24 protein-coding genes are annotated in these 25,297 nt (G+C 62.9%); 10 read left to right on the forward strand and 14 right to left on the reverse strand.

Features of this window, described 5'->3' with window-relative positions; translation table 11 throughout:
• Positions 1-68: 68 nt before the first annotated feature.
• Positions 69-794: a ribose-5-phosphate isomerase RpiA gene (gene rpiA, locus CR492_RS04280; protein ID WP_102842495.1), complete on the reverse strand. Its 726-nt coding sequence runs from the start codon at positions 792-794 to the stop codon at positions 69-71.
• Positions 795-888: 94 nt separating this feature from the next.
• Positions 889-1,287, reverse strand: a complete 399-nt coding sequence (locus CR492_RS04285; RefSeq protein WP_102842496.1) for a hypothetical protein — start codon at positions 1,285-1,287, stop codon at positions 889-891.
• Between the two features lie 188 nt (positions 1,288-1,475).
• Between CR492_RS04285 and CR492_RS04290 the strand changes: the two genes are divergently transcribed.
• The 3 genes from CR492_RS04290 to CR492_RS04300 all read left to right on the forward strand — a co-directional run bounded on the left by CR492_RS04290 (position 1,476) and on the right by CR492_RS04300 (position 3,820).
• Complete coding sequence (locus CR492_RS04290; RefSeq protein WP_102842497.1) at positions 1,476-2,174, forward strand: HAD-IA family hydrolase; 699 nt, start codon at positions 1,476-1,478, stop codon at positions 2,172-2,174.
• A gap of 170 nt (positions 2,175-2,344) precedes the next feature.
• Positions 2,345-3,481 (forward strand): hypothetical protein, encoded by a 1,137-nt coding sequence (locus CR492_RS04295; protein ID WP_102842498.1) that lies wholly within the window; start codon positions 2,345-2,347, stop codon positions 3,479-3,481.
• Positions 3,482-3,661: 180 nt separating this feature from the next.
• Positions 3,662-3,820 (forward strand): DUF3309 family protein, encoded by a 159-nt coding sequence (locus tag CR492_RS04300; RefSeq protein WP_012589168.1) that lies wholly within the window; start codon positions 3,662-3,664, stop codon positions 3,818-3,820.
• 52 nt (positions 3,821-3,872) lie between these two features.
• Here CR492_RS04300 and ettA read toward each other — a convergent pair whose 3' ends face one another.
• On the reverse strand, positions 3,873-5,525 hold the full coding sequence (gene ettA / locus CR492_RS04305) for an energy-dependent translational throttle protein EttA (RefSeq protein ID WP_102842499.1): 1,653 nt from the start codon (positions 5,523-5,525) through the stop codon (positions 3,873-3,875).
• Between the two features lie 190 nt (positions 5,526-5,715).
• Between ettA and CR492_RS04310 the strand changes: the two genes are divergently transcribed.
• The 3 genes from CR492_RS04310 to cynS all read left to right on the forward strand — a co-directional run bounded on the left by CR492_RS04310 (position 5,716) and on the right by cynS (position 9,274).
• A complete protein-coding gene (locus CR492_RS04310) occupies positions 5,716-6,531 on the forward strand; it encodes a methyltransferase domain-containing protein (protein WP_102842500.1) in 816 nt (271 codons plus the stop codon).
• Between the two features lie 107 nt (positions 6,532-6,638).
• Complete coding sequence (locus tag CR492_RS04315; protein WP_102842501.1) at positions 6,639-8,720, forward strand: hypothetical protein; 2,082 nt, start codon at positions 6,639-6,641, stop codon at positions 8,718-8,720.
• Between the two features lie 71 nt (positions 8,721-8,791).
• Positions 8,792-9,274, forward strand: coding sequence for a cyanase (cynS, locus tag CR492_RS04320; protein ID WP_102842502.1), 483 nt, complete (start codon positions 8,792-8,794; stop codon positions 9,272-9,274).
• Positions 9,275-9,328: 54 nt separating this feature from the next.
• Here cynS and CR492_RS04325 read toward each other — a convergent pair whose 3' ends face one another.
• Positions 9,329-10,966: an L-lactate MFS transporter gene (locus tag CR492_RS04325; protein WP_102842503.1), complete on the reverse strand. Its 1,638-nt coding sequence runs from the start codon at positions 10,964-10,966 to the stop codon at positions 9,329-9,331.
• 133 nt (positions 10,967-11,099) lie between these two features.
• Positions 11,100-12,308, reverse strand: a complete 1,209-nt coding sequence (locus tag CR492_RS04330) for a cupin domain-containing protein (protein ID WP_102842504.1) — start codon at positions 12,306-12,308, stop codon at positions 11,100-11,102.
• A gap of 100 nt (positions 12,309-12,408) precedes the next feature.
• Here CR492_RS04330 and CR492_RS04335 point away from each other — a divergent pair, with 100 nt between their 5' ends.
• Positions 12,409-13,278, forward strand: coding sequence for a LysR family transcriptional regulator (locus CR492_RS04335; RefSeq protein WP_245411958.1), 870 nt, complete (start codon positions 12,409-12,411; stop codon positions 13,276-13,278).
• Positions 13,279-13,412: 134 nt separating this feature from the next.
• Here the strand turns inward: CR492_RS04335 and oxlT are convergent, their stop codons facing one another.
• On the reverse strand, positions 13,413-14,594 hold the full coding sequence (gene oxlT, locus CR492_RS04340; protein WP_245411962.1) for an oxalate/formate MFS antiporter: 1,182 nt from the start codon (positions 14,592-14,594) through the stop codon (positions 13,413-13,415).
• Positions 14,595-15,086: 492 nt separating this feature from the next.
• On the opposite strand from oxlT, the gene CR492_RS04345 reads away from it, so the two are divergent.
• Entirely contained in the window at positions 15,087-16,088 is a 1,002-nt protein-coding gene (locus CR492_RS04345) for a 2-dehydropantoate 2-reductase (RefSeq protein ID WP_102842566.1), read from the forward strand.
• A gap of 39 nt (positions 16,089-16,127) precedes the next feature.
• Positions 16,128-17,645: an acyl--CoA ligase gene (locus tag CR492_RS04350; RefSeq protein ID WP_102842507.1), complete on the forward strand. Its 1,518-nt coding sequence runs from the start codon at positions 16,128-16,130 to the stop codon at positions 17,643-17,645.
• An 84-nt stretch (positions 17,646-17,729) separates the two neighbouring features.
• Here CR492_RS04350 and CR492_RS04355 read toward each other — a convergent pair whose 3' ends face one another.
• On the reverse strand, positions 17,730-18,959 hold the full coding sequence (locus CR492_RS04355; protein ID WP_102842508.1) for an MFS transporter: 1,230 nt from the start codon (positions 18,957-18,959) through the stop codon (positions 17,730-17,732).
• Between the two features lie 88 nt (positions 18,960-19,047).
• On the opposite strand from CR492_RS04355, the gene CR492_RS04360 reads away from it, so the two are divergent.
• Positions 19,048-19,818, forward strand: a complete 771-nt coding sequence (locus CR492_RS04360; protein WP_102842509.1) for an AraC family transcriptional regulator — start codon at positions 19,048-19,050, stop codon at positions 19,816-19,818.
• 126 nt (positions 19,819-19,944) lie between these two features.
• On the opposite strand, the gene rpsD is transcribed toward CR492_RS04360, so the two are convergent.
• The 7 genes from rpsD to CR492_RS04395 all read right to left on the reverse strand — a co-directional run bounded on the left by rpsD (position 19,945) and on the right by CR492_RS04395 (position 25,277).
• A complete protein-coding gene (gene rpsD / locus CR492_RS04365) occupies positions 19,945-20,562 on the reverse strand; it encodes a 30S ribosomal protein S4 (RefSeq protein WP_102842510.1) in 618 nt (205 codons plus the stop codon).
• Positions 20,563-20,851: 289 nt separating this feature from the next.
• Positions 20,852-21,556 carry an arsenical resistance protein ArsH gene (gene arsH / locus CR492_RS04370; protein WP_280951514.1) on the reverse strand — a complete coding sequence of 235 codons (705 nt, stop codon included), beginning with the start codon at positions 21,554-21,556 and terminating at the stop codon, positions 20,852-20,854.
• A gap of 5 nt (positions 21,557-21,561) precedes the next feature.
• Positions 21,562-22,614: an ACR3 family arsenite efflux transporter gene (gene arsB, locus CR492_RS04375; RefSeq protein WP_102842512.1), complete on the reverse strand. Its 1,053-nt coding sequence runs from the start codon at positions 22,612-22,614 to the stop codon at positions 21,562-21,564.
• 46 nt (positions 22,615-22,660) lie between these two features.
• On the reverse strand, positions 22,661-23,086 hold the full coding sequence (gene arsC / locus CR492_RS04380; protein ID WP_102842513.1) for an arsenate reductase (glutaredoxin): 426 nt from the start codon (positions 23,084-23,086) through the stop codon (positions 22,661-22,663).
• 39 nt (positions 23,087-23,125) lie between these two features.
• Positions 23,126-23,464 carry an ArsR/SmtB family transcription factor gene (locus CR492_RS04385; RefSeq protein ID WP_102842514.1) on the reverse strand — a complete coding sequence of 113 codons (339 nt, stop codon included), beginning with the start codon at positions 23,462-23,464 and terminating at the stop codon, positions 23,126-23,128.
• Positions 23,465-23,510: 46 nt separating this feature from the next.
• Positions 23,511-24,497, reverse strand: coding sequence for an NAD(P)H-quinone oxidoreductase (locus CR492_RS04390; protein ID WP_102842515.1), 987 nt, complete (start codon positions 24,495-24,497; stop codon positions 23,511-23,513).
• Positions 24,498-24,524: 27 nt separating this feature from the next.
• On the reverse strand, positions 24,525-25,277 hold the full coding sequence (locus CR492_RS04395) for a sulfite exporter TauE/SafE family protein (protein WP_102842516.1): 753 nt from the start codon (positions 25,275-25,277) through the stop codon (positions 24,525-24,527).
• Positions 25,278-25,297: the final 20 nt, after the last annotated feature.

Raw genomic sequence — 25,297 nt, forward strand, 5'->3', positions numbered from 1 at the left:
TCGTTAAGACCTGGATCTATCCGTCGCGCGACCCGGCGTCGTTTTAGAGCGAGCGCGTTTTTTTCGGCTCAGGGCGGCGGCGGCGCTTCGACCCGGCCAAAAATCTCGATTCCGCCGGGGCCGGCGCAGATCACCGCTTTGGCGAGGCCGATGAACAGCCCGTGCTCGACGACGCCGGGGATTGCGCTGAGATCCTGCGCCAATTGCTCGGGACGCGGCAGCGCGCCGAAATGGCAGTCGAGGATGAAATTGCCATTGTCGGTGATGAAAGGCTGACCGGGGCCCTTGTCGCGCAGCACGATGTCGCCGGCGCAGCCCGCCGCCGCCGCCCTCGCGCGGATCAGCCGGCGCGTCGCCTCAAGGCCGAACCGGGTCACCTCGACCGGTAGCGGGAATTTGCCCATGAGCTCCACATGCTTGGAGGCGTCGGCGATCACGACCATCCTCTTCGAGGCCGTCGCGACGATTTTTTCTCTCAGCAGCGCGCCGCCGCCGCCCTTGACCAGCCGCAGAGCGTCATCGAACTCGTCGGCGCCGTCGACGGTAAGGTCGAGCTCGGGCTCGGCGTCGATTGTCGTCAGCGCGACGCCAAGCGCCGCCGCCTGGGCCCGCGTCTCCTCGGAGGTCGGCACGCAGAGAACGTCGAGCCCGGCGGCGACGAGACCGCCGAGGAGATCGACGAAATGCCGCGCCGTGGATCCCGTGCCAAGACCAAGCTTCATGCCGGGCCTGACCAGCTTGATGGCCTCGGCGGCGGCGGCGCGCTTGGCCTCATCGGGACTTAGGGCGGTCATTTCCGGGATGTCCTCGCTGCCGCGAACGCGGTTCGCAAGCGGCGTAGTCCCTTGCGGGGCGCCCCGTCAAGGCGGGCGAGCCTTGCCGATTCGGTCAGCGCGCCTGCGGCGTGCACACCACCCCCTCGTTCAGGACATAGCAGATCGACATCATGCCGGTGCGCAGATCGACCCGAAAAACGCCGCCCTCGCGTTCATGCCGGGAGGCGACCAGCGAATATTCGCTCGAGGCCTGCGGCCCCGCGCCTTCGCCGGGCGGATAGCAGAGCGTAACCCCGACCGATCCGTCTTTCAGGCCATATTGGCAGGCGCCGACTTCGCCCGTGGCGCGATCAAGCCGGTAGACGCGATTGAGGTCCGTATGGGGGGCCGCTAAAAATTCATAGTTCGCGGCGGCGGCTCCACCTGCTCCGCCGGCCGCCGCGGCGAGCCCGACGACGCAGGCGGCAAGATGCGAAAGGCGCCGCGCCCTTAAAAAACCGATGCCCCGCATATCGACTCTCCGCCCCTTCCAGCCCGTGCCGGTCCTTGATTTCGACATTCTTCTACACCACATCGCCTTGGCGCCGAAAACCGCGCCTGTCTCGGCGCGTGACGAAATGACCGAAACTGCGGCTTGCGTCGGGAGCTGTCTTCCCCGAAGCTCCGCGCCACTCTCGACCTCCGGCTTGAGCAGGACCCATGACCAAGTCTCTCTCGATCCCGCCGCTGCTCATCTTCGACCTTGACGGCACTCTGGCCGACACCGCAGCCGACCTCGTCTCGACCCTGAACGCCATCTTGACGGCGGAGGGCCTCGCCGCCGTCCCGTTCAAGGACGCGCGCGCAATGGTCGGCGCTGGAGCCAAAGCGCTGCTGCAGCGCGGGCTCAAGGCCAATGACGTCGTCGTCGACGAGAAACGGCTCGATCAATTATTCGCCGACTATCTCGAACATTACGAGGCGCATATCGCCGATGAGAGCGTGCTCTACCCTGGCGTGACCGCCGCGCTCGACCGCTTCGAGGCGGCCGGCTGGAGCTTTGCCGTATGCACCAATAAATTCGAGGCGCCCTCGCGTCTGCTTTTGACGGCGCTCGGCATCGCCGATCGATTCAAGGCGATCTGCGGCAAGGACACATTCGCAGTGAGCAAGCCTGATGGCGACGCTTTGCTGCAGACAATCGCCAAAGCCGGCGGCGATCCGCGCCGGGCGATCATGGTCGGCGATTCCAAGACCGATATAGACACGGCCCATAATGCCAAAGTTCCGGTCGTCGCCGTCACTTTCGGCTATACGGATCTGCCGGTCGAAACGTTCGAGCCGGATCGGATCATCGGCCATTTCGACGCGCTCTGGGACGCTGTCGAAGAGATTTCCGCCGTATTTCACGTCGCATGACGGCTCCTGAATAAGTTTTTCTGGCTTCAGGCGGGCGGTCTTGCCGCTCCCCCTCAGCGCCTGCAATCATTTCGGGACGCCGGAAGAAAATTGGAGCTGACGGCTGGCCGCGATCTTGCCTTTCCATCGGGCAATTCATGCAATCGGTTCGGGCCATTCGGAGTGACGCGATGAGCGCAGGCGACGGCAAGCTCTCCTTGGAAAATGACGCGTTCATTCCAGATCAAAACAGACCAGCGGCCGGTTCTCGCCTCGACGGCCTGCGCCAGTTCGCCGAGATGTGCGTCCTCTACGCGATGGCGACCGTCGCCTTCTTCCTGATCTTCTTCAAATTCTCGCCCGACGCCGGCTTTGTCTATTTTTACAATATGACAAACGACGTCAAGCTGGCGTCTGACCTTGTCAGTGTCGAGCAGTTCAAGCAGCATTATTTAAGCTCGAACTCGATCAACTATCCAAGATTCTTGGGTAATCTGATTGTCTACGATCTGTCGAACTGGATCGGCGCGCTGTTCAAATCAACCGATCCCCGCCTCAATCCGCTGCGCCTGTCGGCCGCGGTCGTCGCCTGCGTTTCTTTCTATATCGCGACAGTAACGCCCGTTCTGAACGCAAGACTGCTCGACCGTAAAACCTTTTTTTGCCTGTTCGCTTTCATGTGCCTGATCGGCCAGTATGTTTATTATCCAGGAGACATGAGCAGCCTCGCCTTTCTGAGCCTGTCTCTCTACTTCGTCCTGCAGGAAAAATTCATTCCCGCCGCCATATTCATGCTGGCGACCGGGCTCTTTCGGGAGAGCGCCTTCCACGTCGTTTTTTTCGTGGCTGTGTGGGCCGCTTGCGATTGGCGCATGCCGCTGAAAAACCGCGCTGCGCTCGTGCTCGGCTTCGCCGTGCTGTTTGTCGTCGAATATAAATTGATCCGATTGTTCTATCCGGCCCCGATCTCTGTCGTTGCGAGCGAGACGGGTATTGAAACCTCGATCACAAAGATCTTTTTCGAGCGCGGGCTCTGGTCGCTGACGACGGTCGCCACGCTCGCGCTCCATTTTTTGTTTTTGGCCTATTATTTCGTGACGCGCGATGGACGAAATTCCCGCTCGTGGCGCGATCGTTTTTTCCTCGTTAACTGCCTCGCCCTGCCCCTGTGGATTATTTTTTATCGGATGTTAGGGGGCAATATCAGCGAGTTTCGCCTGCTGTTTCCGGCTCTGCTGCCGATTGTCTATGGCGTCGCCTACAACGCGCGGAGCGAATGGCCGACCGATACAGCCGCACCGATCGCTACGTCGAAAAGCGAGGCCTGACTCATTTCGGGCGCGATTTTGCTTCGCGAGGAAGATCTATCGCGGCCCGGCCAAATTGAAGAAGCGTCTTCGCCTCGCAGCGCAATGCATTGAACGAATTGGCAATCGAAGCGTTACCACAGGCGTCCGGAACATGCGCGGCTTAACAGTCCGCATAGGCCATTCTGGCGGAGGGAAAAGATGAGCACGCTTCTCATAATCATTATTTTAATAATCTTGTTCGGCGGCGGAGGCGGCTATTGGGCCTATGGCTCCTACGGCGGCGCAGGTCTCGGCGGGGTGCTCGGCACCGTCCTGATCATTTTGCTGATCTTGTGGTTGCTCGGCGCCTTGCGTTGAACGACGCCTAAGCCGCAAAAAATGCCCGGCGTTTCAGCCGGGCATTTTTTCGTTAGCGCGAAAATTTCTTGTATTTCATCCGGTGCGGAATGAGGCTTTCCTGGCCGAGGCGGCGTTTCTTGTCCTCCTCGTAATCCTGGAAATTGCCCTCGAACCATTCAACATGGCTGTCGCCTTCATAGGCGAGGATGTGGGTGGCGATACGGTCCAAAAAGAAGCGGTCATGCGAGATGATGACCGCGCAGCCGGCGAAATCGGTCAGCGCCTCCTCGAGCGCGCGCAGCGTCTCGATGTCGAGGTCATTGGTCGGCTCATCGAGCAACAGCAGATTTGCGCCTGATTTCAGCATCTTTGCAAGATGCACGCGGTTACGCTCGCCGCCCGACAACTGACCAACCTTTTTCTGCTGGTCAGGACCCTTGAAATTGAAGGCGCCGGTATAGGCGCGCGAATTGATCTCGCGCTTGCCAAGATAGATCACTTCGGCGCCCTCGGAGATTTCCTCCCAGACGTTCTTCTTCGGGTCGAGCGAATCGCGCGACTGATCGACATAGCCGAGATGGACGGACTCCCCGACCGTCACCGTGCCCTTGTCCGGCTTCTCCTGACCGGTGATCATGCGAAACAGCGTCGTCTTGCCCGCGCCATTCGGGCCGATGACGCCGACGATGCCGCCGGGCGGCAGCTTGAAGGTCAGATCGTCGATCAGCAGCTTGTCGCCAAAACCCTTCGACAGATGCTCGAAATTGACCACCGTGTTGCCGAGCCGCTCGGCCACGGGAATGACGATCTGTCCGGTCACCGCCTGCTTGTCGTTCTGCTTGTTGACGAGGTCCTCATAGCGCTGAATGCGGGCTTTCGACTTCGCCTGCCGCGCCTTCGGGCTCGACGAAATCCAGCCGGCTTCCGCCTCGATCGCGCGCATGCGCGAGGCGTCCTCGCTCTTTTCCTGCTGCAGGCGCTTTTGCTTCGCCTTCAGCCACGCCGAATAATTGCCCTCGTAAGGAATGCCCCGGCCGCGGTCGAGCTCGAGAATCCAGCCCGTCACATTGTCGAGAAAATAGCGGTCATGGGTCACGATCAGGATCGCGCCCGGATAGGCCCGCAAATGACCTTCGAGCCAATTCACCGTCTCGGCGTCGAGATGGTTGGTCGGCTCGTCGAGCAACAAAAGCTCCGGCTGTTCGAGCAGCAGGCGGCAGAGCGCGACGCGGCGGCGCTCGCCGCCGGACAGCTTGTCGACCGCCCAATCGTCCGGCGGGCAGCCGAGCGCGTCCATGGCGAGCTCCACCTGCGCGTCGAGATCCCACAGGCCCTTGGCCTCGATCTCGTCCTGCAGCGTCGTCATTTCATCCGCTGTCTCGTCGGAATAGTTCATGGCGAGGTCGTTGTAGCGTTCGAGGATCGCCGTTTTCGCCGCGACGCCCTGCATGACATTGCCGCGCACGTCGAGCGTGGAATCGAGCTGCGGCTCCTGCGGCAGATAGCCGACGCGGGCCCCTTCCGCCACAAAGCCTTCGCCTGTGAACTCCTTGTCGATGCCGGCCATGATCTTCAAAAGCGTCGACTTGCCCGCGCCATTGACGCCGAGCACGCCGATCTTGGCGTCCGGATAAAAGGAGAGATTGACGTTTTCGAGGATCTTCTTGCCGGTCGAAAACGTCTTCGTCAGGCCTTGCATATGATAAATGAATTGCCGCGCCATAAGGGCTCCGCGTCCGCATTCGAAAGTTTCGTGGGTTTGGACGCTATGTAGACGCAGGAACCCGGTGGGTCCAGATAAATGGGCGCCTTTCGAGACAAGCCGGCCTCGCGCCCGGGCGACAAGCGCGACCGCGGCGGGGCGGCCGGTCGCCCCACGCGATCGCTGCGCCTGCCCGGCGCCGGAGCTTTTAATGACCGACATCGCTCAAGGATTTCGCAACGCGGACGGCGAAATGCTGCCGGAGCTGACGCATTGCCTCGATGCGCTGAACGACCTGGCGTTCTTCCGATCGTATAAGGCGGCCACATGGGCGGCGCTCGACGTTCGGGAGGGAGACCGCCTCCTCGATGTCGCCTGCGGAACCGGGTTCGACGTCATCGAACTGGCGCGGCGCTTTCCGGCCGCGGAGATCTTGGGCGTCGACCGCAGTGAGGGCCTCCTTGGCGTCGCGCGCTCACGCGCACAGGGGCTGGCGAACGTCACATTGCTGCAGGCGGACGCCGATCGCCTTCCGTTGCAGACAGACGCCTTTGACGGCGCGCGGATCGATCGCGCACTGCAGCACATCGAAGATCCGCGCGCGAGCCTGCGGGAGATGGTTCGCGTGACGCGCCCCGGCGGCCGGATCGTCGCGGCCGAGCCTGACTGGGGAACCTTTGTCCTCTATAATGGCCCCGGCGTCGCGAGCGCAAAAATGAGCGACGTCTGGCTTCGATCGTTCCGCAACCCTCTCATCGGGCGGGAGCTCGGCGTCATGCTCGACGCATGCGGCGTCACCGATCTGCAATCGGAAGCCCATGCGCTGGCGACGAGCGATCTCGCCTGCGCCGACGCCGTCTTTGACTTGCCGCGCCTTACCAGCAATTGCGTCAAGGCCGGCGTCCTGACGCAGGACGAGGCCGACCTCTGGCGCGAGAACGCCAAGGCCGCTTCGGAAAAGGGCGCGTTCCTCGCCGGCGTGAATATTCTGACATTCCACGGGACCGTTGCGGCAAAGGCCGCTTGAAGGCGGATCAATCGGCGGTGAATGAAGCTCCGCCGTTCGAGCGCGACAGTTTTCGTTCGCGGCGCGTATGGGCTAGAACAGCCGAAACTCGATAAGGAAGATCAGCCTTGCCCGACATCGGATTACGAAATCTCGGATCTCTCATTCCCGGCGCCAAGGCTGAACCGCCGCCGGCCGCGCCGAAAGCCGGGACCGGGAAAATCGAGCCGAAACTCGCCGGCTCCCTGCCGCCGGCGCCGACGCCCGCCGCCGCGAAAGCGCTCGCGACAACGGCGCGGCCGAAAGCCGAGAGCGCGCTTTTTGCCGCCGACGCCGGCGATGACGGCGCCGCGCCCGGGCCTGCCGACGCGCCGCTGAGCCTGCTCGCCGAGCTCGCGCTCCACCGCAGGACGCAGACTCCTTTCTCGATCGGCCTCCTCGGGCCATCCGGCAGCGGCAAAAGCGCCGCCCTCGCCAGGCTGATCGAGAACGTCGAACGGCTCGCCGCCGCGGCGCGCGGCGCGACATCCTCGCCCTTCCTTGCAAATATCCTGACCTTGCGGGTCGACGCCGCCGACCTTGACGGCCCCGCCGCAACCGCCCTTGCCGGCGCGCTCTACGCCCGTCTCGCGCTCGATCAGCCGCAGCTCGCGGTTGAGGCCTCGAACGCGGCGCGCGATCCGGGGCTCGCCACGCGGGAAGCCTTCGAGCGGCTCGACGCCGCCAGCCGCAAGCTCGAATCCGAGCGTCGCCTCCTCGAGGAGGCCGACGGGCGCCGGGCGCGTCTTGCTGACACCGTGCTCTATGAGACGCCGGGCTCCAAGATCGACGCCTTTGCCGCGCGCGCGCGCGGCCGCATCGCCGCGACCATGTCGCGCTTCGCCGCCCCAGGCGATCCGCTGCTCGCCTATAAGGACATGGTGCGCACGCTCACGGACGCCCGCGGCCCGTCGCGGCTCGGGTTTTTTGCCGAGGCGTTCTGGGGCCGCAAGGGACAATCGAGCCGGATCGTCTGGGCGATCATCTTTGCTGCGGCCGGATTCGGCCTTGGCGTTGCGCTAGGCCATCAATCGACATGGCTCGACTGGCTTCGCGCGCAGCCGCAAATGGCAGCGGCGGCCGACTGGATCGCCGCCCATATCGATTGGCTCGCAACATTGCGCGGATCCTTTTACGTCGGCGCCGGCCTGATGCTGTTGAGCAATCTCTGGCGCGGCCTGCGGCTGCTTCAGCTCGTCTTTCGCGGCGAGCGCCTGCTGAACGCCGACCTCCTCGAACGGCGCCGCGAGGCCGACGCCTTTCTCGGTCATCAGTCCCGCCGCGTGCAGGATCTCGCGAGCGAAGTCGATCGGCTGAGCCGGAAAGCAGCCGAGGCGGAGCGGCGCGCGGGCGGCCTCAACATCGCCAATCCGGCTCTGGCGGAACCCTCCCCCTTTGCCGCCGATCTCATCAAGCAGCAGGCGCAGCGCTTCCTCGCCGCCGTTGGCGCGTTGGCGCAAAAACAGGCTGAAGGCGCTGAGGCCAAATCGAGCGGATCGTCAGCCGGCGCGGCGCAACGAATTATCCTCGCGCTCGATAATCTCGATCTCGTTCCGGCGGCGCGCGCGCTGGAAATTCTAAGCTGCGCGCCGGCTCCCGGCTTTGTCAGCCTGATCGCGGTCGATCCGGCGCGATTCGCCGATGCGGCGGTTGACCTCGAAAAATGGATTTCGGCGCCCTTTTCGATTGGCGTCCTCGCCGGACGGCGCGATCCCGCCGCGCAGATTCGCCACCTTCTGAGCATCGGCTCGGGCGCAGAGGCGTCCAAGATCGCGGCGCCCGACGCCGCGCGCTCCGCGCTCGACGAACCCTTGAGCGATCTCGAGACGCGGCTCCTTGCGGCGCTGGCCCCCGTTGCGGGCCCCTCGGGGCGCCGTCTGAAGCGCTTCGTCAATCTCTATCGCCTCCTGCGCGCGCAATGGCCAAACGACGCTGAAAGGCGCGCCTGCCTCGCCTTGGCTCTGGCTCTCGACGCTGGCGGGACGAGCGAGGATTTCAGCGCGCTGGAAGCGGCGGTTCTGGCGCCGGGCGAGCCTGTGTTCGATCACCACCGCGTGAGCCAGCGTCTCGGCCTCGCGCTGCAGGCCACGGCCGCAACGCAGGCGCGGCTTACCAGCGAGGCCCTGCGCGACGCGCTCGACGCCGTACGGCTGTTCTCCTTCAAGCCTTAAGCTTCCGGCGCCTCATTCGTGGCGCCTTCTATGCCTGCAGGAGGGTCACGGACCAAACAGGGAGGGAACCCGTGAAGCGTGAAGAGCTCACAGAAAAAATTCTCGACATCAAGCGCGCCAGGGGCTGGAGCTGGAAGCATATCACGACCGAGATCGGCGGCATGTCCGAGGTTCTCGTCGTCGGCGCCCTGCTCGGCCAGATGAAGCTCGTCAAACCTCTGGCGAAGAAAGCGGCGCAGCTGTTCGACCTCTCGGAGAGCGAAGAGCGCATGCTGAATGAGACGCCCTATCGCGGCTCGCCAATGCCGCCGACCGATCCGTTGCTTTACCGGTTCTTCGAAATGATCATGGTCAACGGTCCGGCGTGGAAGGCGCTGATCGAGGAGGAATTCGGCGACGGCATCATGTCGGCGATTGATTTCGACATGCAGATCGAGCGCGAGGCGAACGCCAAGGGCGACCGCGTCAAGCTGACCATGTCGGGAAAATTCCTGCCCTACAAATATTACGGCGCCGAACAGGGCATTCCCGAGCTCGGTTACAAGGAAGACTGAGCCCAAGAAAAAGGGCGCCCCGCGGGACGCCCTTGGTCTTGATCCAAGGTTTGGTCAGAACATCTTGGCTGCGCTCTCGAGCGCCTTCCACACGCCCCAGAGAATCGGCAGACCGACCAGCGCCCATGGAATTGCGGTCGCCGCGCTAAAACCGCCTGCGCCAATGGCCGAAACCGCCGTAGAGGCATGCTTTGCGGCAAAGGCCGCCGGCGCGGGCGGCTCGTCTCTCATCAGCCATTTGCTGTTGACAGGACGCACCATCGCATTGGCCAGAAACCCGACCGCAAGGAAGCTGGCGAGGATGTACATGGTCCGGTCATAGACAAGCGCGCGCTCGACGCCGGCCGCAATCTGCGCGTCGCGGATATAGCCGACGACGACCGGACCAATGATGCCCGCCGTCGACCAGGCGGTGAGCAAGCGGCCATGAATGGCGCCCACGTAGCGCGTGCCGAAGATGTCGGCAAGATAGGCCGGCACCGTGGCGAAGCCGCCGCCATACATCGAAAGGATGATGCAGAAAGAGGCGACGAACAGCAGCTTCGATCCCATATGGGCGAAGCTCGGGGCCGCGGCGTAAAGGAGAATGCCAAGGCCGAAGAACGTAAAATAGGTCAGCTTGCGGCCGAGCTTGTCCGACAGCGAGGCCCAGAAGAACCGGCCGCCGATGTTGAACAGCGACAAGAGGCCGACGAAGCCCGCCGCGACCGTCGCGACCGCCGCCTTCTGGCCCGTGTCGAGCGCCGAAAAGCCCACCTCGGGGCGGCCGACCAAGGAGCCGGCGAAGATTTCCTGCAGCATCGGCGAAGCCATGGCGAGGACGCCGATGCCGGCCGAAACGTTCATGCACAACACAATCCAGATCATCCAGAATTGCGGCGTTTTATGTGCGTCCTTGAGATCGACATTGCCGCTGGTCACGAGCGCGCTCTTGTGCTCCGACGGCGTCCAGCCGCCAGGCTGCCAGTCTTTTGGCGGCACGCGATAGCCGAAGGCGCCGCACAGCATCGCGACGAGATAGATAAGCCCCATCGTCAACAGCGTCTGGGATACGCCGACGTCGGTCGGCGTCTTGAAATTGTTCATGAGGATGTTGGCGAGCGGTGAGCCGATCAGGGCGCCGCCGCCGAATCCCATGATGGCCATGCCGGTCGCCATGCCGCGGCGGTCGGGAAACCATTTGATCAGCGTCGACACGGGGGAAATATAGCCAAGTCCAAGGCCAATTCCGCCGACGACGCCGATGCCAATCCAGAGCAGCCAGAGCTGATGAATATGGACGGCGTAGGCTCCAATGAGAAATCCGCCGCCCCAGCAGATGGCCGAAACGAGGCCGGCCTTGCGCGGGCCCGCTCGCTCCAGCCAGCCGCCGAACAAGGCGGCCGACAGGCCGAGGAAGACAATGCCAAGCTCGAACACCACGAGCAGATCGCTGACGCGCCAGTCGCAGCTCGTGGTGAACAGAGCGGTCGCGATCGACATGTCCGGACACGCGATCGCCTTGTCGTGTCCCAGCGCGCGCGACAGCGGCAGCCAGAATACGCTGAGGCCATAGGCCATGCCGATGCAAAGATGGATGGCGAGCGCGGCGGGAGGCACAAGCCACCGGTTGAAGCCCGGCTTCGCCACCGTGGCCTCGCGCGAAAGAAAACCGGGCGCGGGTTCCCCGCCCTTAAGATCGACTGTAGACATTGGCCCTCCCAAGCCCTGTTTCCGCCGCTCTCGCTGGCGGCTGAACGCAAATCATGACACAGGAAGGGCGAGCCGCAGCCCGCCCCTGGTCATCAGACTTGACGTTTGCATTCTCGCGATTCTAGCGAAGGAGCTAGACTGGCACAACCGGAGTCTTGCTCTGCGCCATTTTGCGCAAGGTTGGGACGTCGATATTGAGATGAGCCGACACAAGTTCATGCGGCACATTATTCATCCAGGACGCCAGCGAGATGTCGGCATATTTGGCCGAGGTGAAGACTTCGAGGAAACGAAGCGTGTCCTTGCCAATGTTCTTCACGTAATGGCCGATCGACTGCGGCACATAGCCGACGTCGCTTGGGTGGAACTCGACGGTGTTGTTGCGTCCCTCGCCGTGAAAAATGCCCATCTGCGCGGTTCCGCTGATATAATACTGCCATTCGTCCGAAAGCGGATGCCAATGCAATTCGCGCATGCCGCCCGGCGCGATCTCGACCAGGGCAGCCGCCATGGTAGTCGCCGGAAAATTCTCGGAATCCGCGATGCGGACCGAGCCGCCTGCCGACTGAAACACCGGCGTCTGGTCGCCGAGCGGAAACGCGTAGGAGTTCGGCACGAAAGGCTGCTTGCTCTCCTCAAGGTCGGCGGCAAGATCACCCGGCACAGGCGCGCCAAAGATCCACAGATCTTTCCTGGTGGTATTGTCGAAGGTTGATGCGGGAACCCCGAAATTCTTGGCGAGCACGTCTTTTGGCGTGTGGTTGAACCAGTCGGTGATGAGGAAGGTCGAGTCCTCGGAAAAATTGCCGTCATTGAAGACGAGCACGAATTCGCAGCCGTCGGGACCAAGGCCCTGGATCGAATGCGGCACCCCGCCGGGGAAGAACCAGAGGTCGCCCGCCTTCACATCGGCGACGAATCTTTGCGCGCCGGAGTCGACGGCGGTAATGCGCCCTTGGCCATAGGTCACGAAGGCCCATTCGGCCGGAACATGCCAATGCAGCTCGCGCACCGCGCCGGCCGGCAATCGCATATTGACGCCGGCCATATTCTTCGAGATCGGGAAATTACGGACGGTGACCTCGCGCGCCCAGCCCGCGTCCGTATGACGATTGTGCACCTGCGAAAAGGAATGCCGCAGCGTGCCCAGATTGCCATGGTCGGTCGGCAGGCCCTGCCACTCGAACGGATTGATCGCTTCTTCGGCGGCCTCGCGCGGGCCTGGATCGCTCATGGCCGCGGCGGAGTAGGTTTCCGCCGCCGCGCCGCGCGCCGCGGCCGCCGCGATGAGGCCGCCGGCCGCGCTGGTCGCAAGTAGCTTGCGCCGGGAATAGAGCGTCATTTAATCCTCCTTGTCTTTTCTCGTTGGAAGCGCCAACTGCAACGCGCGCATTATGGCGGGCCGCCTTCCCGCGTGAACGCCGATTATCGTGATGAGTGCGATGGCTTTTTCCGATAGCCTTTTGCTGGATCCGGTTTGCCTGAGGACATTCCTCGTCATCGCCGAGGGGGCGAGCTTTTCGGAGACGAGCCGGCGCCTCGGCCTCGGTCAGCCGACGGTGAGCGAGCATGTGCGCAAGCTCGAAAAGGCGGTCGGACGCCGCCTGTTTATCCGCGACACCCATTCGATCACGATGACGCCCGAGGGCCAGGCGATGGTGGCCTTCGCGCGCAGCATTCTGGAAACCAATGAGAGGGCGAAGCGCTATTTCGCCGGCGCGAAGCTGCGCGGGCGCCTGCGCTTTGGCGCGTCGGAGGATCTGGTTCTGTCCTGGCTGCCCGAGATCCTCGCCGGATTCGTACAAAACCATCCACTGGTCGATCTAGAATTCACGATCGGCCTCAGCAGCACCCTGATCAATCGCTTCGACGCCGGCGAGCTCGATCTTGTGCTGTGCAAGCGCTGGCCGGGCGAGGATCGCGGCGATCTGATCTGGCGCGACAAACTCGTCTGGATCAGCGGCGAAAAAGAGCCGCCCTCGCAAACTGACCAGGCGCCGCTCATTCTCTATCCGCCGCCGAGCCTGACGCGCTTTATGGCGATCGCAGCGCTCGAGCGCGCCGGCGCGTCCTGGCGGATCGCCTGCACTAGCGGCAGCCTCTCGGGTCTCGTCGCCGCCGCCGAAGCCGGCCTGGGATTCATGGCGCATTCGCGCAAGCTGATCCCGAAAGGCCTCATCGAACGCGCCCCGCGCGAGGGCATGCCGCCTCTGGGCGAGCTTGAATTCGTGATGCTGCGCTCACGCCGCAACGCGCAGCCGGCGGTCGCCGAATTGAGCGCGGCGATCGCCGTCAAGGGCGAGAAATTTTGAGAAAGCTGGCTGGCCGCCGCAGTTCTGGCCCGGCCGGCCCGCGTCAATGACAGCTGGCCGTCATATCACGCAGATTGGCGCGGGAGAGCCCGCGCCAATTTCGAGACGATCAGCGGCGCCCGGGCGCCCACCCGTCAGGCCGCGAACCGCCGCCGCATCGGCCGCAGCAGCGCAATCGCCAGCAATGCGGTGATGATGTTCAGCGCCGCTGCGATCCAGAACGTCAAATGCCAGCTGCCGGTGGCGGCCGTGAGCATGCTGGAAAAAGGAACCAGCAGAGCGGCTGTTCCCTTCGCTGTGTAGAGCAGACCGGCGTTGGCCGCGGCGAATTTGCCGCCGAATGTGTCGGCGCAAGTGGCCGGAAACAGACTGTAGATTTCGCCCCAGGCAAAAAACACGAGGCCGGTCAGCAGAACAAACATTCCAGGCGTGTGGCCGAATTTGCTGAGCGCCAGAATAGCCAGCCCTTCCAGACCGAAGGCGACAAACATCGTGACTTCGCGCCCGATCTTGTCGGACACCCATCCGAAAAAGGGACGCGTCAGCCCGTTCAGCACGCGGTCGATTGAAAGAGCAAATGTCAGCGCCGGCAAAGTCAATCCGAGAATGCTGACCGGAACGCCGGCGACGCCGAAATCCTTTGCGATCGGTCCCAGTTGCGCCGTCGCCATGAGGCCGCCGGCCGCCATCATGACGAACATGGCGTACATGAGCCAGAACACGGGCGTGCGCGCCATCTCCCAGGGATTATACTGGCGCCGCTCGCCCGCGACCGCCATATCGGCGGCTTTAGTGACGTCAATCTTCTCGGGCGCTTTCAGGAAAATCGCGCAAACGCAGAGCACAATTCCCTGTAGAAGACCAAAATATAGGAACGCCTGCTGAAAGCCCTGATTGGCGATAATCGACGCGATCGGGATGATCGTCAGCGCCGAGCCCATTCCGAAACCCGCCGCGGTGACGCCTGCAGCGAAGCCGCGGCGATCCGGGAACCATTTCAAAGCGCTGCCAATGCTTGCCCCGTAGACAGCGCCGGCACCAACGCCGCCGACCGCCTGAGCAAAATACAGCATGGGTAGACTTGTCGCCTGCGAATTCAGCACCCAGGCGAGGCCGCACAGCAACCCGGCCAGCAGAACCACGACCTTCGGTCCCATCCGGTCGACGACGTATCCGTGCAGCGGCACGAGCCAGGTTTCGGCGACGATAAAAATCGTGAAAGCGATCTGAATAGCGGAGCGATCCCAGCCAAACTTTTCCTGCATCGGATTGACGAAGAGGGTCCACCCATATTGCAGATTGGCGATCATGGTCATGCACAGCACGCCCAAAACAAGCTGCAGCCACCGGTTCGGCAGGGCCCGACTTCCAACCAACACAGACTCTTCGGCCACTTGGACAAATCCTCAGCTGACAACCAGAGCGCGTCTGGCGCAGAAGTTTTGATTGCCGCGGCGCGATTGGGCAAGCAATTTTTTCTTGTGAAAGGCCAAGAATATTATGCTTGAAAGGAGATCCCTCTTGGGTGCATTGCGGCATCAACTGCGCGACGATCGAGCCGGGGGATGGAGCGCGGCTCCGGAAGCTTCGGGCTCGCTTGAGCGTTGCGCGGGGCGCGCGAGAGAGAACAAAGGCGGAAATTTTCGGGATTGACCGAGCGGCCGATTTTTGCGCTTCCTGCGGCGTCGGCGCAGAATTTTTGCGATTTCGACCTCTCGGACTGGACATCGCGCCGGCGGATGCGGCATGGAACGCGCCTCGCGAAAGCGGCTATTCCCCTGCAAGATAGGACGAATGGAAATCGATCGATGAAAATCTGCGTAATCGGCGCCGGCGCGATCGGCGGCCTCCTCGCCGCCAAACTCGCCCATGCCGGCGAAGAGGTCAGCGTCATCGCGCGTGGGGCGCATCTCGTGGCCATTGCGAAAAATGGGCTGACCCTGATCGAAGAGGGCGAGACGATCGTCGCGCCCGTCGTCGCCTCCGACCGCATCGCCGACCTTCCCCAGCAGGACCTGATCATCCTCGGCATGAAGGCGCATCAGGTCGCGGCTGTCGTCGGCGACCTGCCGGAGATCATGGGCCCGAACGCCATCGTGCTCACGGCGCAGAACGGAATTCCATGGTGGTATTTCTTCGGGCAAGGCGGGCCGCATGAGGGCGTGCGCCTGCATAGCGTCGATCCGGGCGGGATGATCGCCGACAATCTGCCGGTCCGCCATGTCATCGGCAGCGTCGTCTATCCGGCAGCCGAGATCGAGAAGCCCGGCGTCATCCGCCACATCGAAGGCAACCGCTTTTCGCTCGGCGAACTCGACGGCTCGAAAAGCGAGCGCATAACGCAAGTCTCCGAGGCTTTTACGAAGGCTGGCTTCAAGGCTCCGGTGGTCACGGATATTCGCTCCGAACTCTGGACCAAGCTCTGGGGCAATCTGAGTTTCAATCCGATCAGCGCGCTGACGCACGCGACGCTGGAAGATATCTGCCGCTTTGCGCCGACCCGCGCGCTGGCCGCCGAGATGATGCGCGAGGCGCAGACGGTCGGCGAGGCGCTCGGCATAAGGTTCCGCATTTCGCTCGAAAAGCGCATCGCCGGCGCGGAAGCCGTCGGCGCGCACAAGACATCGATGCTGCAGGACGTCGAAAGCGGCCGCGCGATCGAAGCCGACGCGCTGATTGGCTCCGTGATCGAACTCGGCCGCACGGTCGGCGTCGCAACGCCGCATATGGACGCCGTCTATGCGCTTGTTAAGCTGCTAAACGAAACGCTGACCCGCGCCAAGGGCAAGCTCGCCGTGACGCCCGCGTGAGACGACCGCGGAATTTGAATAGTTTGGGAGTATCTGGAAATGACCTCAGTGCGGACATTCGAGGGATTGTTTGCGGCAGGTCGCGGCGAGGACGTCGCGATCGCGGCCTCCAATGCCGCGCCTTTGACCTATGACGGCCTCCGGGCGCTGGTCGCGGAAACGATCGCCGCGCTGAACAGCCTTGGCGTCGGCCGCAACGACCGCGTCGCTATCGTCCTGCCGAACGGCCCGGAGATGGCGACGGCGTTCATCGCGATCGCCTCCGGCTCGACCTCCGCGCCGCTCAATCCGTCCTACCGCGCCGATGAATTCGAATTCTACATGAGCGATCTCAACGCCAAGGCGCTTGTGGTCGAGGCGGGAAGCGCGTCGCCGGCGATCGAGGCCGCAAAAAAGCTCAACATTCCGCTGGTGACGCTGACGCCGGATGCAAAACGCGGAGCGGGCTACTTCACCCTTGCGGGCCAAGCGAAAGGCGCCGCGGCCCAGCCCGGCCGCGCTGAACCGGGCGACATCGCCTTGATCCTGCATACCTCGGGTACGACGTCGCGTCCCAAAATCGTGCCGCTGACTCAGGCCAATGTCGCGAAATCGGCAACCAACATCGCGGCCACGGTGGAGTTTTCCGACAAGGATCGCGGGCTGAACATCATGCCGCTGTTCCACATCCACGGCCTCATCGCGGGCATATTGGCGCCGCTGTCGCGCGGCGGCAGCGTGTTCTGCACGCCAGGATTCAATGCGCTGAAGTTCTTCGCGGCAATGGACGAAGCAAAGCCCACCTGGTACACGGCGGTTCCGACGATGCATCAGGCGATCCTGACGCGGGCGGGACACAACAAGGAAATCATCGCGCGCTATCCGCTGCGGTTCATCCGCTCGTCGTCGTCCTCGATGCCGCCGCAGGTCATCACCGAACTCGAAGCGACCTTCCATTCGCCGGTGATCGAGTCCTACGGCATGACGGAAGCCGCGCATCAGATGGCGTCAAACCCATTGCATGGCGTCAGAAAGCCCGGCTCCGTGGGTCTTGCCGCGGGTCCGGAAGTCGCCATCATGGACGAGGCGGGCGGCTTCTTGCCCGCGGGCGAGATCGGCGAGATCGTCATCCGCGGCGAGAATGTCACCGCAGGCTATGAAAACAACCCGAAGGCCAACGCCGAGGCTTTCGTCAACGGTTGGTTCCGCACAGGCGACCAGGGCGTGATGGACGAAGGCGGCTACGTCACTTTGACCGGCCGCCTCAAGGAGATCATCAACCGGGGCGGCGAAAAGGTCTCGCCGCGCGAAGTGGATGAAGCCCTGATGGATCATCCGGCGGTCTTGCAGGTCGTGACCTTCGCCGTGCCGCACGACAAGCTCGGCGAGGACGTCGCCGCGGCTGTGGTGTTGCGAGAGGGAGCGACGGCCACCGAGCAGGAGCTGCGCGCCTTCCTGTCCGAGCGGATCGCGGCATTCAAGACGCCGCGCAAGATCCTGTTCCTGGCGGAGATCCCGAAAGGCGCCACCGGCAAGCTGCAGCGCATCGGCCTCGCGCAGAAATTGGGCCTCGCCTGATTTAGACTTTCTGTTGATTTTGCCGAACAGGCAGTTGCGCGGGGCGAATGCGAAATTCGCCCCGCGCAAACTCTGGCGGGCGTATCAGCCCGCCGCCTCGCGCTCATGGCGCCTGAGGTCCGGCAAAAAAGCGGCCATGAGGCCGATCGCCGGCAAAAACGCGCAAATCCGGTACACCACATCAATTCCGTAAGCGTCGGCGACCGCCCCCAACAGAGCGGCCCCAATTCCGCTTATGCCGAAGGCGAAGCCGAAAAACAGGCCGGAAACCATGCCGACCTTGCCGGGAACCAGCTCCTGCGCGAACACTACGATCGCCGGAAACGCCGAAGCCAGAAGCAACCCGATCACGACGCTGAGCGCGCCCGTCCAGAACAGGTCGACATGCGGCAGCAGCAGAGTGAAAGGCAACACCCCAAGGATTGAAACACAGATCACGTTTTTGCGCCCGAAGCGATCGCCAATCGGGCCGCCGATCACCGTTCCGGCGGCGACCGCTGCAAGGAAGGCAAAGAGATGGAGCTGCGCTCCTTCCACCGACACGCCGAAGCGGTGGATGAGATAGAATGTGAAGTAGCTGGTAAGGCTCACCAGATAGACATATTTCGAGAAGATCAAGATCAGCAGGATCACAATCCCGCGCCTCGCCGCACCCTTTAGCGGCGCAATCTGCTCGAGCTTCTTTCGCCCATGCGCCAGCCGGGCGAGGCCATGGTCGCGATACCACTGCCCGACTTTCCATAAGATCGCGCAAGACAGCAGGGCAAGGAGCGCAAAATAGGCAAGGCTCGATTGACCCCAGCGCACGACGACGAGCGCCGCCGCCAGCGGTCCGAGCGCGGAGCCTGTATTGCCGCCAACCTGAAAGATCGACTGGGAGAGGCCGTTCCGCCTCCCTGCCGCCATTCGTGCGACGCGTGAGGCTTCGGGGTGAAAAATCGACGACCCGACGCCGAGCAGCGAGGCGCCCGCCAGCACCATCCAATAGCTGTGGGCGCCCGAAAGGATCAACAGTCCGGCCAGAGAGAACAGCGTGCCGCCAGGCAGCGCGAGGGGCGCCGGCCGCCTGTCCGCATAAAGGCCGATCACCGGCTGCAAAATCGAGGCCGTGACCTGGTAGACAAGGGTGACGACGCCGATTTGACCAAGGCTCAGGCCAAGGCCGGAGGCAAGGTTTGGATAGATCGCCGGAAGCAGCATCTGCATCATATCATTGAGAAGATGGCACAGGCTGATGGCGAAGATGACGCCAAAGGCCGTTTTCTGCATCGGCGGCGGCGTTATGGCGCTTGGCGCCGGCGCTCGGACAAGCATCGGATGTTTCCTCGTTGAGGGCTGTGTGGTAGCCCAATAAAAAACGTCCCGCATTCCTTAGCGGGTCTTTTATTTTCGAGAGTGGGACATGGCGCAAGGCTGGAAAGACCCGCACGATTACGACGACGTTCCGCGTCCCATCGTTGCGACCGGCAATGATTATCCGCCCTCGTTCGAATTGGGCGTGCACAGCCATGGACGCGGGCAGCTGCTTTACGCAGCCAGCGGCGTCGTCGTGGTCAGCACGCCGCATGGGTCGTGGATCGCGCCGCCCGAGCGCGCGGTGTGGACGCCCGCGGGCATCTCTCATTCGGTGCGCATGGTCGGCGCGGTGAGCACGCGTGCCTTGCTGCTTGATCAAGCAGCCTCGCGCGCGCTGGGAGACGAAAGCCTCGTCATCGGCGTCTCGGCGCTGATGCGAAGCCTGCTTGTCGCAGCCTGTGAAATCGAACCCGACTATGATGACGCGGGACGGGATGGCCTGGTCATGGCCCTGTTGCTGGCGGAACTCGAACGTGCGCCACGGCTGACCTTGGGGGCGCCCTTTCCGGCGACGCCGGCTCTCGCTCGCAAATGCCACGCCTTTTTGGAAAAACCGGAGCCGCACGACACCATCGATGGATGGTGCGCTGATCTTGGCATCGGACGGCGCGCCTTCACGCGGGCGTTCCGGCGAGAGACCGGAATGAGCTTTGGCGCGTGGCGCCAGCAAGCGTGCCTTGTCGTGGCGCTGCCCCAGCTGGCGGCCGGAGAACCCGTCACATCAGTCGCGCTGAATCTCGGTTACGACAGCCCGGCTGCGTTTTCGACCATGTTCAAAAGACGGCTCGGCATCCCGCCGAACCGCTACGGAAAATGACGCTTATCACGCCCCGCCGATCAGATGAGGCCCGTCATGCCTTCCAGATAAAAAAACGGACCCTCCGCACAAAGCGAAGGGTCCGCTGGATTTTAACGCGTCGCCGCGCGAGGCGGCCGCTTAAATTTAGCGCGAGTAAAACTCGATGACGAGATTCGGCTCCATCAGAACCGGATACGGCACATCGGCCGGCAGCGGAACGCGCGTCATCTTCGCCGTCATCTTGTTATGATCGACTTCATAATAATCCGGCACATCGCGCTCGGCGAGCTGCTTTGCCTCGAGCACGATCAGGATCTCGCGCGAGGATTCCTTGACCTCGATCACATCGCCGACCTTGACGAGGTAGGAGGCGATGTTGACGCGCTTGCCGTTGACCTTGACATGGCCATGGTTGACGAACTGGCGCGCAGAGAACACCGTCGGCACAAATTTGGCGCGGTAGATCACGGCGTCGAGGCGGCGCTCCAGCAGCCCGATCAGATTGTCGCCCGAGTCGCCGCGAAGGCGAATGGCTTCGGCGTAATATTTGCGGAACTGCTTTTCCGAAATATTGCCGTAATAGCCCTTGAGCTTCTGCTTGGCCTTGAGCTGCGTGCCGAAGTCGGACAGCTTGCCCTTGCGGCGCTGGCCATGCTGGCCGGGGCCATATTCGCGGCGGTTGACCGGGCTTTTGGGACGGCCCCAGATATTCTGGCCCATCCTTCGGTCGATTTTATATTTTGCTTCTGCGCGCTTTGTCATCGCGTGTCCTCTAAATTCATTGCATCGGCAATGAGGACGCGCGCGCAAACGCCGCCGCTTTGATTACAAAGCGCGGCGCTCAAAACTCGCGTCCTCCCGCCAACAGGGGGAGGAACGCGCCCTCCTCTGCCCCGCCCGTTTGGCGGAGCCGACAGGCGGTCATCTGCAAGGCAGAGACGCGCCACGGGTGCGTTTGGACTGGAAAACCAGGCCAAAAAGTTTGCCGCGCAGAAAGCGCGGCAAGCGGCGTTGGTTAAAGGAGTTTCGCCATTGCGTCAAGGCGGTGCGCTCAAATCGAGTTAAGCCCGACCCGCGCGGCCAGCTTTTCCGTCTCCTCCTTGCGCTCGCTATAGCGGTCCGTCAGATAGGCGGAGGCGGCGCGGGTCAGAAGCGTAAACTTGACCAATTCCTCCATCACGTCGACCACGCGGTCATAGTAAGGCGAGGAATGCATTCGCCCGTCTTCGTCGAATTGCTCATAGGCCTTGGCCACCGAGGATTGATTGGGGATGGTGATCATCCGCATCCAGCGGCCGAGGATGCGGAGTTGATTCACTGCATTGAAGGATTGCGAACCGCCGCTGACCTGCATCAAGGCGAGGGTCTTTCCCTGCGTCGGCCGAACCGCGCCGATCGAGAGCGGAATCCAGTCGATCTGCGCCTTCATGATGGCGGTCATCGCGCCATGCCGCTCGGGCGAGCACCAGACCTGCCCCTCGGACCAGGCCGAAAGATCGCGCAATTCCTGCACCTTCGGGTGCGTTTCGGGCGCGTCGTCCGGCAAAGGCAATCCGCTCGGATCATAGATCCGGGTTTCGGCGCCGAACGCCTTCAAAAGGCGTTCGGCCTCGAGAGTCAGGAAGCGGCTATAGGAGCGCTGGCGCAAGGAGCCATGGAGCAAAAGAATGCGCGGCGGGCGCGCCCGGTCCCTTTGCAGCCTGTCCGGATCTGGAACTTCGAAGACGGAAGGCGCGATGTTCGGCAATTCATCCAAAGGATTCATCCTTCCGCCCGCCGCGGCGCCGGCTCCGGCCCCACGCGCTCATACCAACCGCGGCTGGCGTTGACGACATAGACAAGAGACAGCATCGCCGGGACTTCGATCAGCACGCCGACCACCGTCGCCAGCGCCGCGCCGGAGCGAAACCCGAACAGGCTGATTGCGGCGGCGACCGCAAGCTCGAAGAAATTGCTGGCGCCGATCATCGCGGAGGGGCCGGCGACGCAATGCGGCTCGCCGACAATGCGATTGAGCAGATAGGCAAAGCCCGCATTGAAATAGACCTGGACCAGGATCGGCGCGGCGAGCATCAAAATAACCAGCGGCTGAGCCACGATCTGCTGACCCTGGAACCCGAACAGCAACACTAATGTTGCGAGCAATGCGGCAAGCGACAATGGCTGTAGAATGGCCAGAACGCGCGCGAAGACGTCGGCGCCGCCGGCAAGCAGCGCGCGCCGGGCCAATTGCGCTGCAACGACGGGAATCACAATGTAGAGCCCGACAGATAAAGCGAGCGTATCCCACGGAACGACGATCGCCGACAGGCCGAGCAGCAGCCCGACCAGCGGAGCGAAAGCGACAACCATGATGACGTCATTCAGCGCCACCTGACTCAAGGTGAAATGGGGCTCTCCCTTGACGAGATTGGACCAGACGAAAACCATCGCCGTGCAGGGAGCCGCGGCCAGGAGTATGAGGCCCGCAATATAGGAGTCGATTTGATCGGCCGGCAGCAAGGGCCGAAAAATATGGCCGATGAACAACCAGCCGAGCGCCGCCATGGAAAAGGGCTTCACCGCCCAATTGATGAAGAGCGTCACGCCCATGCCGCGCCAATGGCGCCGCACTTCGCCCAGCGCGGCGAAATCGATTTTGAGCAGCATGGGGACGATCATCAGCCAGATCAGCGCCGCAACGGGCAGATTGACCTTGGCGATTTCAATCGCGCCGATGGCCTGGAACAGGCCCGGCGCCAATTGGCCGAGAATGACGCCCGCAGCGATGCAGGCGCAGACCCAGAGCGAGAGTGTGCGTTCAAAAAAAGACATGTTGATCGTTCCTGCAGACGCCCTGCGGCGGCGATGATCCGTGCCGTCAGGCGCTCGCCACGTGGCGTCCTTTTTCATCGACGACGCGCTCGCCGTCTTCCTTGAAAAATTCGCCTTGCTGCGCCGGGAGAAGATCGAGCACGAGTTCGGAAGGACGGCAGAGTTTCACGCCCTTGGGCGAAACCACGATCGGGCGGTTGAGCAGCACGGGATGCTTTTCGATAGCGTCGAGCAGCACGTCATCCGACACATCGGGCTTATCGAGGCCAAGGCTCGCGAAGACCGCTTCCTTGTCGCGCAGCAAAGCGCGCAGCGGCTGGCCTGTGCGCGCCGCAAGCTGGCTGATCAACAGCCGCGTCGGCGGCGTTTTCAGATATTCGATGACATGCGGCTCGATCCCCGCGTTGCGGATGAGGCCAAGCACATTGCGCGACGTGCCGCATTTTGGATTATGGTAGATGATGACATCCATGATCGATTCCTTTGACGACGTTGCAACAGTGTCTCAACCTTAAGACGCGTCGAGCCGCGCGAGGTCCGCGAGAAACGGGCCGCAGGCGCCGGGACGCCCGCCGCAGCAATCCTCCACGAGATAGGCCGCCAAGCGCCCGATTGCGCCAAGATCCGCGCGATAGATGATGGAACGGCTCTGACGTTCGGCGCGGATTAGCCCTGCGCGTGCGAGAATCGAAAAATGCGTCGAAAGCGTATTATGCGGAACGCCGATGCGGCGCGCGATCTCGCCCGCTGAGAGGCCGTCTGGCTCATGCCTCACCAACAAGCGAAACACGTCAAGACGCGTCGCTTGCGCCAGCGCAGCCAGTCTTTCGATTGCCGTCTCACTTTCCATATGTCGATACTAGCCGACATATGGAAATAAACAAGGGCGTAGTCGCCTAGCGCCCCGTTTCGAGCACGATTTTGCCGGTGTGGGCGGACGATTCCATCAGTTCATGGGCGACCCAGATCTGTTCCAGCGGAAACGTCGCATGAACCAGCGGCCGCACCTTGCCCGCTTCGATCAGCGGCCATACGTGCTCGCGCACGGCCGCAGCGACCGCGGCTTTCTGCGCCAGCGTGCGGGCGCGCAAGGTCGAGCCGGTGAGCGTCAGGCGGCGAATCAGCACCGGCCAGAGGTTGAACGCTTCGACCCGCCCGCCGCCAGAACAGGCGATCTCGACCAGCCGGCCCTCGAAGGCCAGAAGCGATAGATTCCTGGCGAAATAGGGCGCACCAACCATGTCCAGAATGACGTCGACGCCGTGCTCGCCCGCAAAAGCCTTCGTCTCGGCCGCGAAATCCTGCGTCTTGTAATTGATGGAAAGATCGGCGCCGAGCGTCCGGCAGAAGGCGCATTTGGCGTCCGAGCCCGCCGTCGCGATCACAAGCGCGCCGGCGGCCTTGGCGAGCTGGATCGCGATCGAGCCAATGCCGGAGGACCCGCCATGGACCAAAAAGGTCTCGCCGGCCGTCAGGCGCCCGCGGGTAAATACATTATCATATACGGTGAAGACATTTTCCGGCAGCGCCGCCGCCTCTTCGAAGCTGAGGCCCTGCGGCGCCGGCAGACACAGCGACGCGGCGGCGACGGCGTAATCCGCATAGCCGCCCGAGCCGAGCAGCGCGCAGACCGAATCGCCAGCCTCAAAACCGGTGACGCCCTCACCGAGAGCGGCGATGCGGCCGGCGACCTCAAGCCCGGGAATGTCCGATTCGCCCGGCGGCGGCGGATAGGAGCCGGCCCGCTGCATGCAGTCCGGGCGGTTGACGCCCGCCGCGACGACTTCGATCAGAACCTCGCCGGGACCTGGAGCCGGCCTCGCCGCTTCGCCAATCCTGATGACCTCCGGGCCGCCTGCTCCGTCGAAATAGGCGTAGCGCATGCGAGCCAAACCTCCCCGATCCGACACTCACGGCGTCTTGACAAAGAACAGGACGGTGAGAATCAGGCCTATCATAATGACGAAGCCCTTCACAATGCGCGTCGGCAGTCGCCGCGCCGCATGGATGCCGGCGTAGCCGCCGATGATCGCAGCGGAGGCCGCGACGATCGTCAAATGCCAATATACGAGACCGGCGACGATGAAAGTGACGACAGCGGCGGCGTTCATCAGCACGGCGAGCAGGATTTTGAGGCTGTTCATCAGCCAGATGTCGCGCATGCCATAGAGCGTCAGCGCGGCGAGCATCAAAATTCCAATACCCCCGCCAAAATAGCCGCCATAGATCGAAACCAGCGCCTGCGCGAGATAGATCCCGGCCGTGTTCAGCTTGAACAGCTTGCTGTCCTCGCGGATGGCGTTGCCGCCTGCGAAAATGACGGTCGCAAACAGAATGAGCCAGGGAATCAGCCGCGCAAAAATCGCCGGCGGCGTGACGAGCAGCAGCAGGCCGCCAATGAGACCGCCGATGAGGCTGATCGCCGCGAGGACAGGCGCGTTGATGCGGGGGTCTTTCGCCGCCGCAGCAATGCCGTCACGCGCGGCGAAACCCGTGGCGATCTGACCCGGAAACAGCGCCACCGTGCTGGAGGCGTTGGCGGCGATCGGCGGAACGCCTGCGGCGATAAAGGCGGGCAGCGTCAGAAAGGAGCCGCCGCCGGCAAGGGCGTTGATGAAGCCGGCCGCAAAGGCCGCGAGGGCGACGATGGCGATTGCGAGCAAAACAATCCCTTTCGACGCGC

This window comes from Methylocella silvestris (genome assembly GCF_002891535.1).
Lineage (GTDB): Bacteria > Pseudomonadota > Alphaproteobacteria > Rhizobiales > Beijerinckiaceae > Methylocapsa > Methylocapsa silvestris_A.

Bases quoted from the DNA above. Each gene is read 5' to 3' on its own strand.
- rpiA (WP_102842495.1), bottom strand. From the start codon at position 794: ATGACCGCCCTAAGTCCCGATGAGGCCAAGCGCGCCGCCGCCGCCGAG.
- CR492_RS04285 (WP_102842496.1), bottom strand. From the start codon at position 1,287: ATGCGGGGCATCGGTTTTTTAAGGGCGCGGCGCCTTTCGCATCTTGCC.
- CR492_RS04290 (WP_102842497.1), top strand. From the start codon at position 1,476: ATGACCAAGTCTCTCTCGATCCCGCCGCTGCTCATCTTCGACCTTGAC.
- CR492_RS04295 (WP_102842498.1), top strand. From the start codon at position 2,345: ATGAGCGCAGGCGACGGCAAGCTCTCCTTGGAAAATGACGCGTTCATT.
- CR492_RS04300 (WP_012589168.1), top strand. From the start codon at position 3,662: ATGAGCACGCTTCTCATAATCATTATTTTAATAATCTTGTTCGGCGGC.
- ettA (WP_102842499.1), bottom strand. From the start codon at position 5,525: ATGGCGCGGCAATTCATTTATCATATGCAAGGCCTGACGAAGACGTTT.
- CR492_RS04310 (WP_102842500.1), top strand. From the start codon at position 5,716: ATGACCGACATCGCTCAAGGATTTCGCAACGCGGACGGCGAAATGCTG.
- CR492_RS04325 (WP_102842503.1), bottom strand. From the start codon at position 10,966: ATGTCTACAGTCGATCTTAAGGGCGGGGAACCCGCGCCCGGTTTTCTT.
- CR492_RS04330 (WP_102842504.1), bottom strand. From the start codon at position 12,308: ATGACGCTCTATTCCCGGCGCAAGCTACTTGCGACCAGCGCGGCCGGC.
- CR492_RS04335 (WP_245411958.1), top strand. From the start codon at position 12,409: ATGGCTTTTTCCGATAGCCTTTTGCTGGATCCGGTTTGCCTGAGGACA.
- oxlT (WP_245411962.1), bottom strand. From the start codon at position 14,594: ATGACCATGATCGCCAATCTGCAATATGGGTGGACCCTCTTCGTCAAT.
- CR492_RS04345 (WP_102842566.1), top strand. From the start codon at position 15,087: ATGAAAATCTGCGTAATCGGCGCCGGCGCGATCGGCGGCCTCCTCGCC.
- CR492_RS04350 (WP_102842507.1), top strand. From the start codon at position 16,128: ATGACCTCAGTGCGGACATTCGAGGGATTGTTTGCGGCAGGTCGCGGC.
- CR492_RS04355 (WP_102842508.1), bottom strand. From the start codon at position 18,959: ATGCTTGTCCGAGCGCCGGCGCCAAGCGCCATAACGCCGCCGCCGATG.
- CR492_RS04360 (WP_102842509.1), top strand. From the start codon at position 19,048: ATGGCGCAAGGCTGGAAAGACCCGCACGATTACGACGACGTTCCGCGT.
- rpsD (WP_102842510.1), bottom strand. From the start codon at position 20,562: ATGACAAAGCGCGCAGAAGCAAAATATAAAATCGACCGAAGGATGGGC.
- arsB (WP_102842512.1), bottom strand. From the start codon at position 22,614: ATGTCTTTTTTTGAACGCACACTCTCGCTCTGGGTCTGCGCCTGCATC.
- arsC (WP_102842513.1), bottom strand. From the start codon at position 23,086: ATGGATGTCATCATCTACCATAATCCAAAATGCGGCACGTCGCGCAAT.
- CR492_RS04385 (WP_102842514.1), bottom strand. From the start codon at position 23,464: ATGGAAAGTGAGACGGCAATCGAAAGACTGGCTGCGCTGGCGCAAGCG.
- CR492_RS04390 (WP_102842515.1), bottom strand. From the start codon at position 24,497: ATGCGCTACGCCTATTTCGACGGAGCAGGCGGCCCGGAGGTCATCAGG.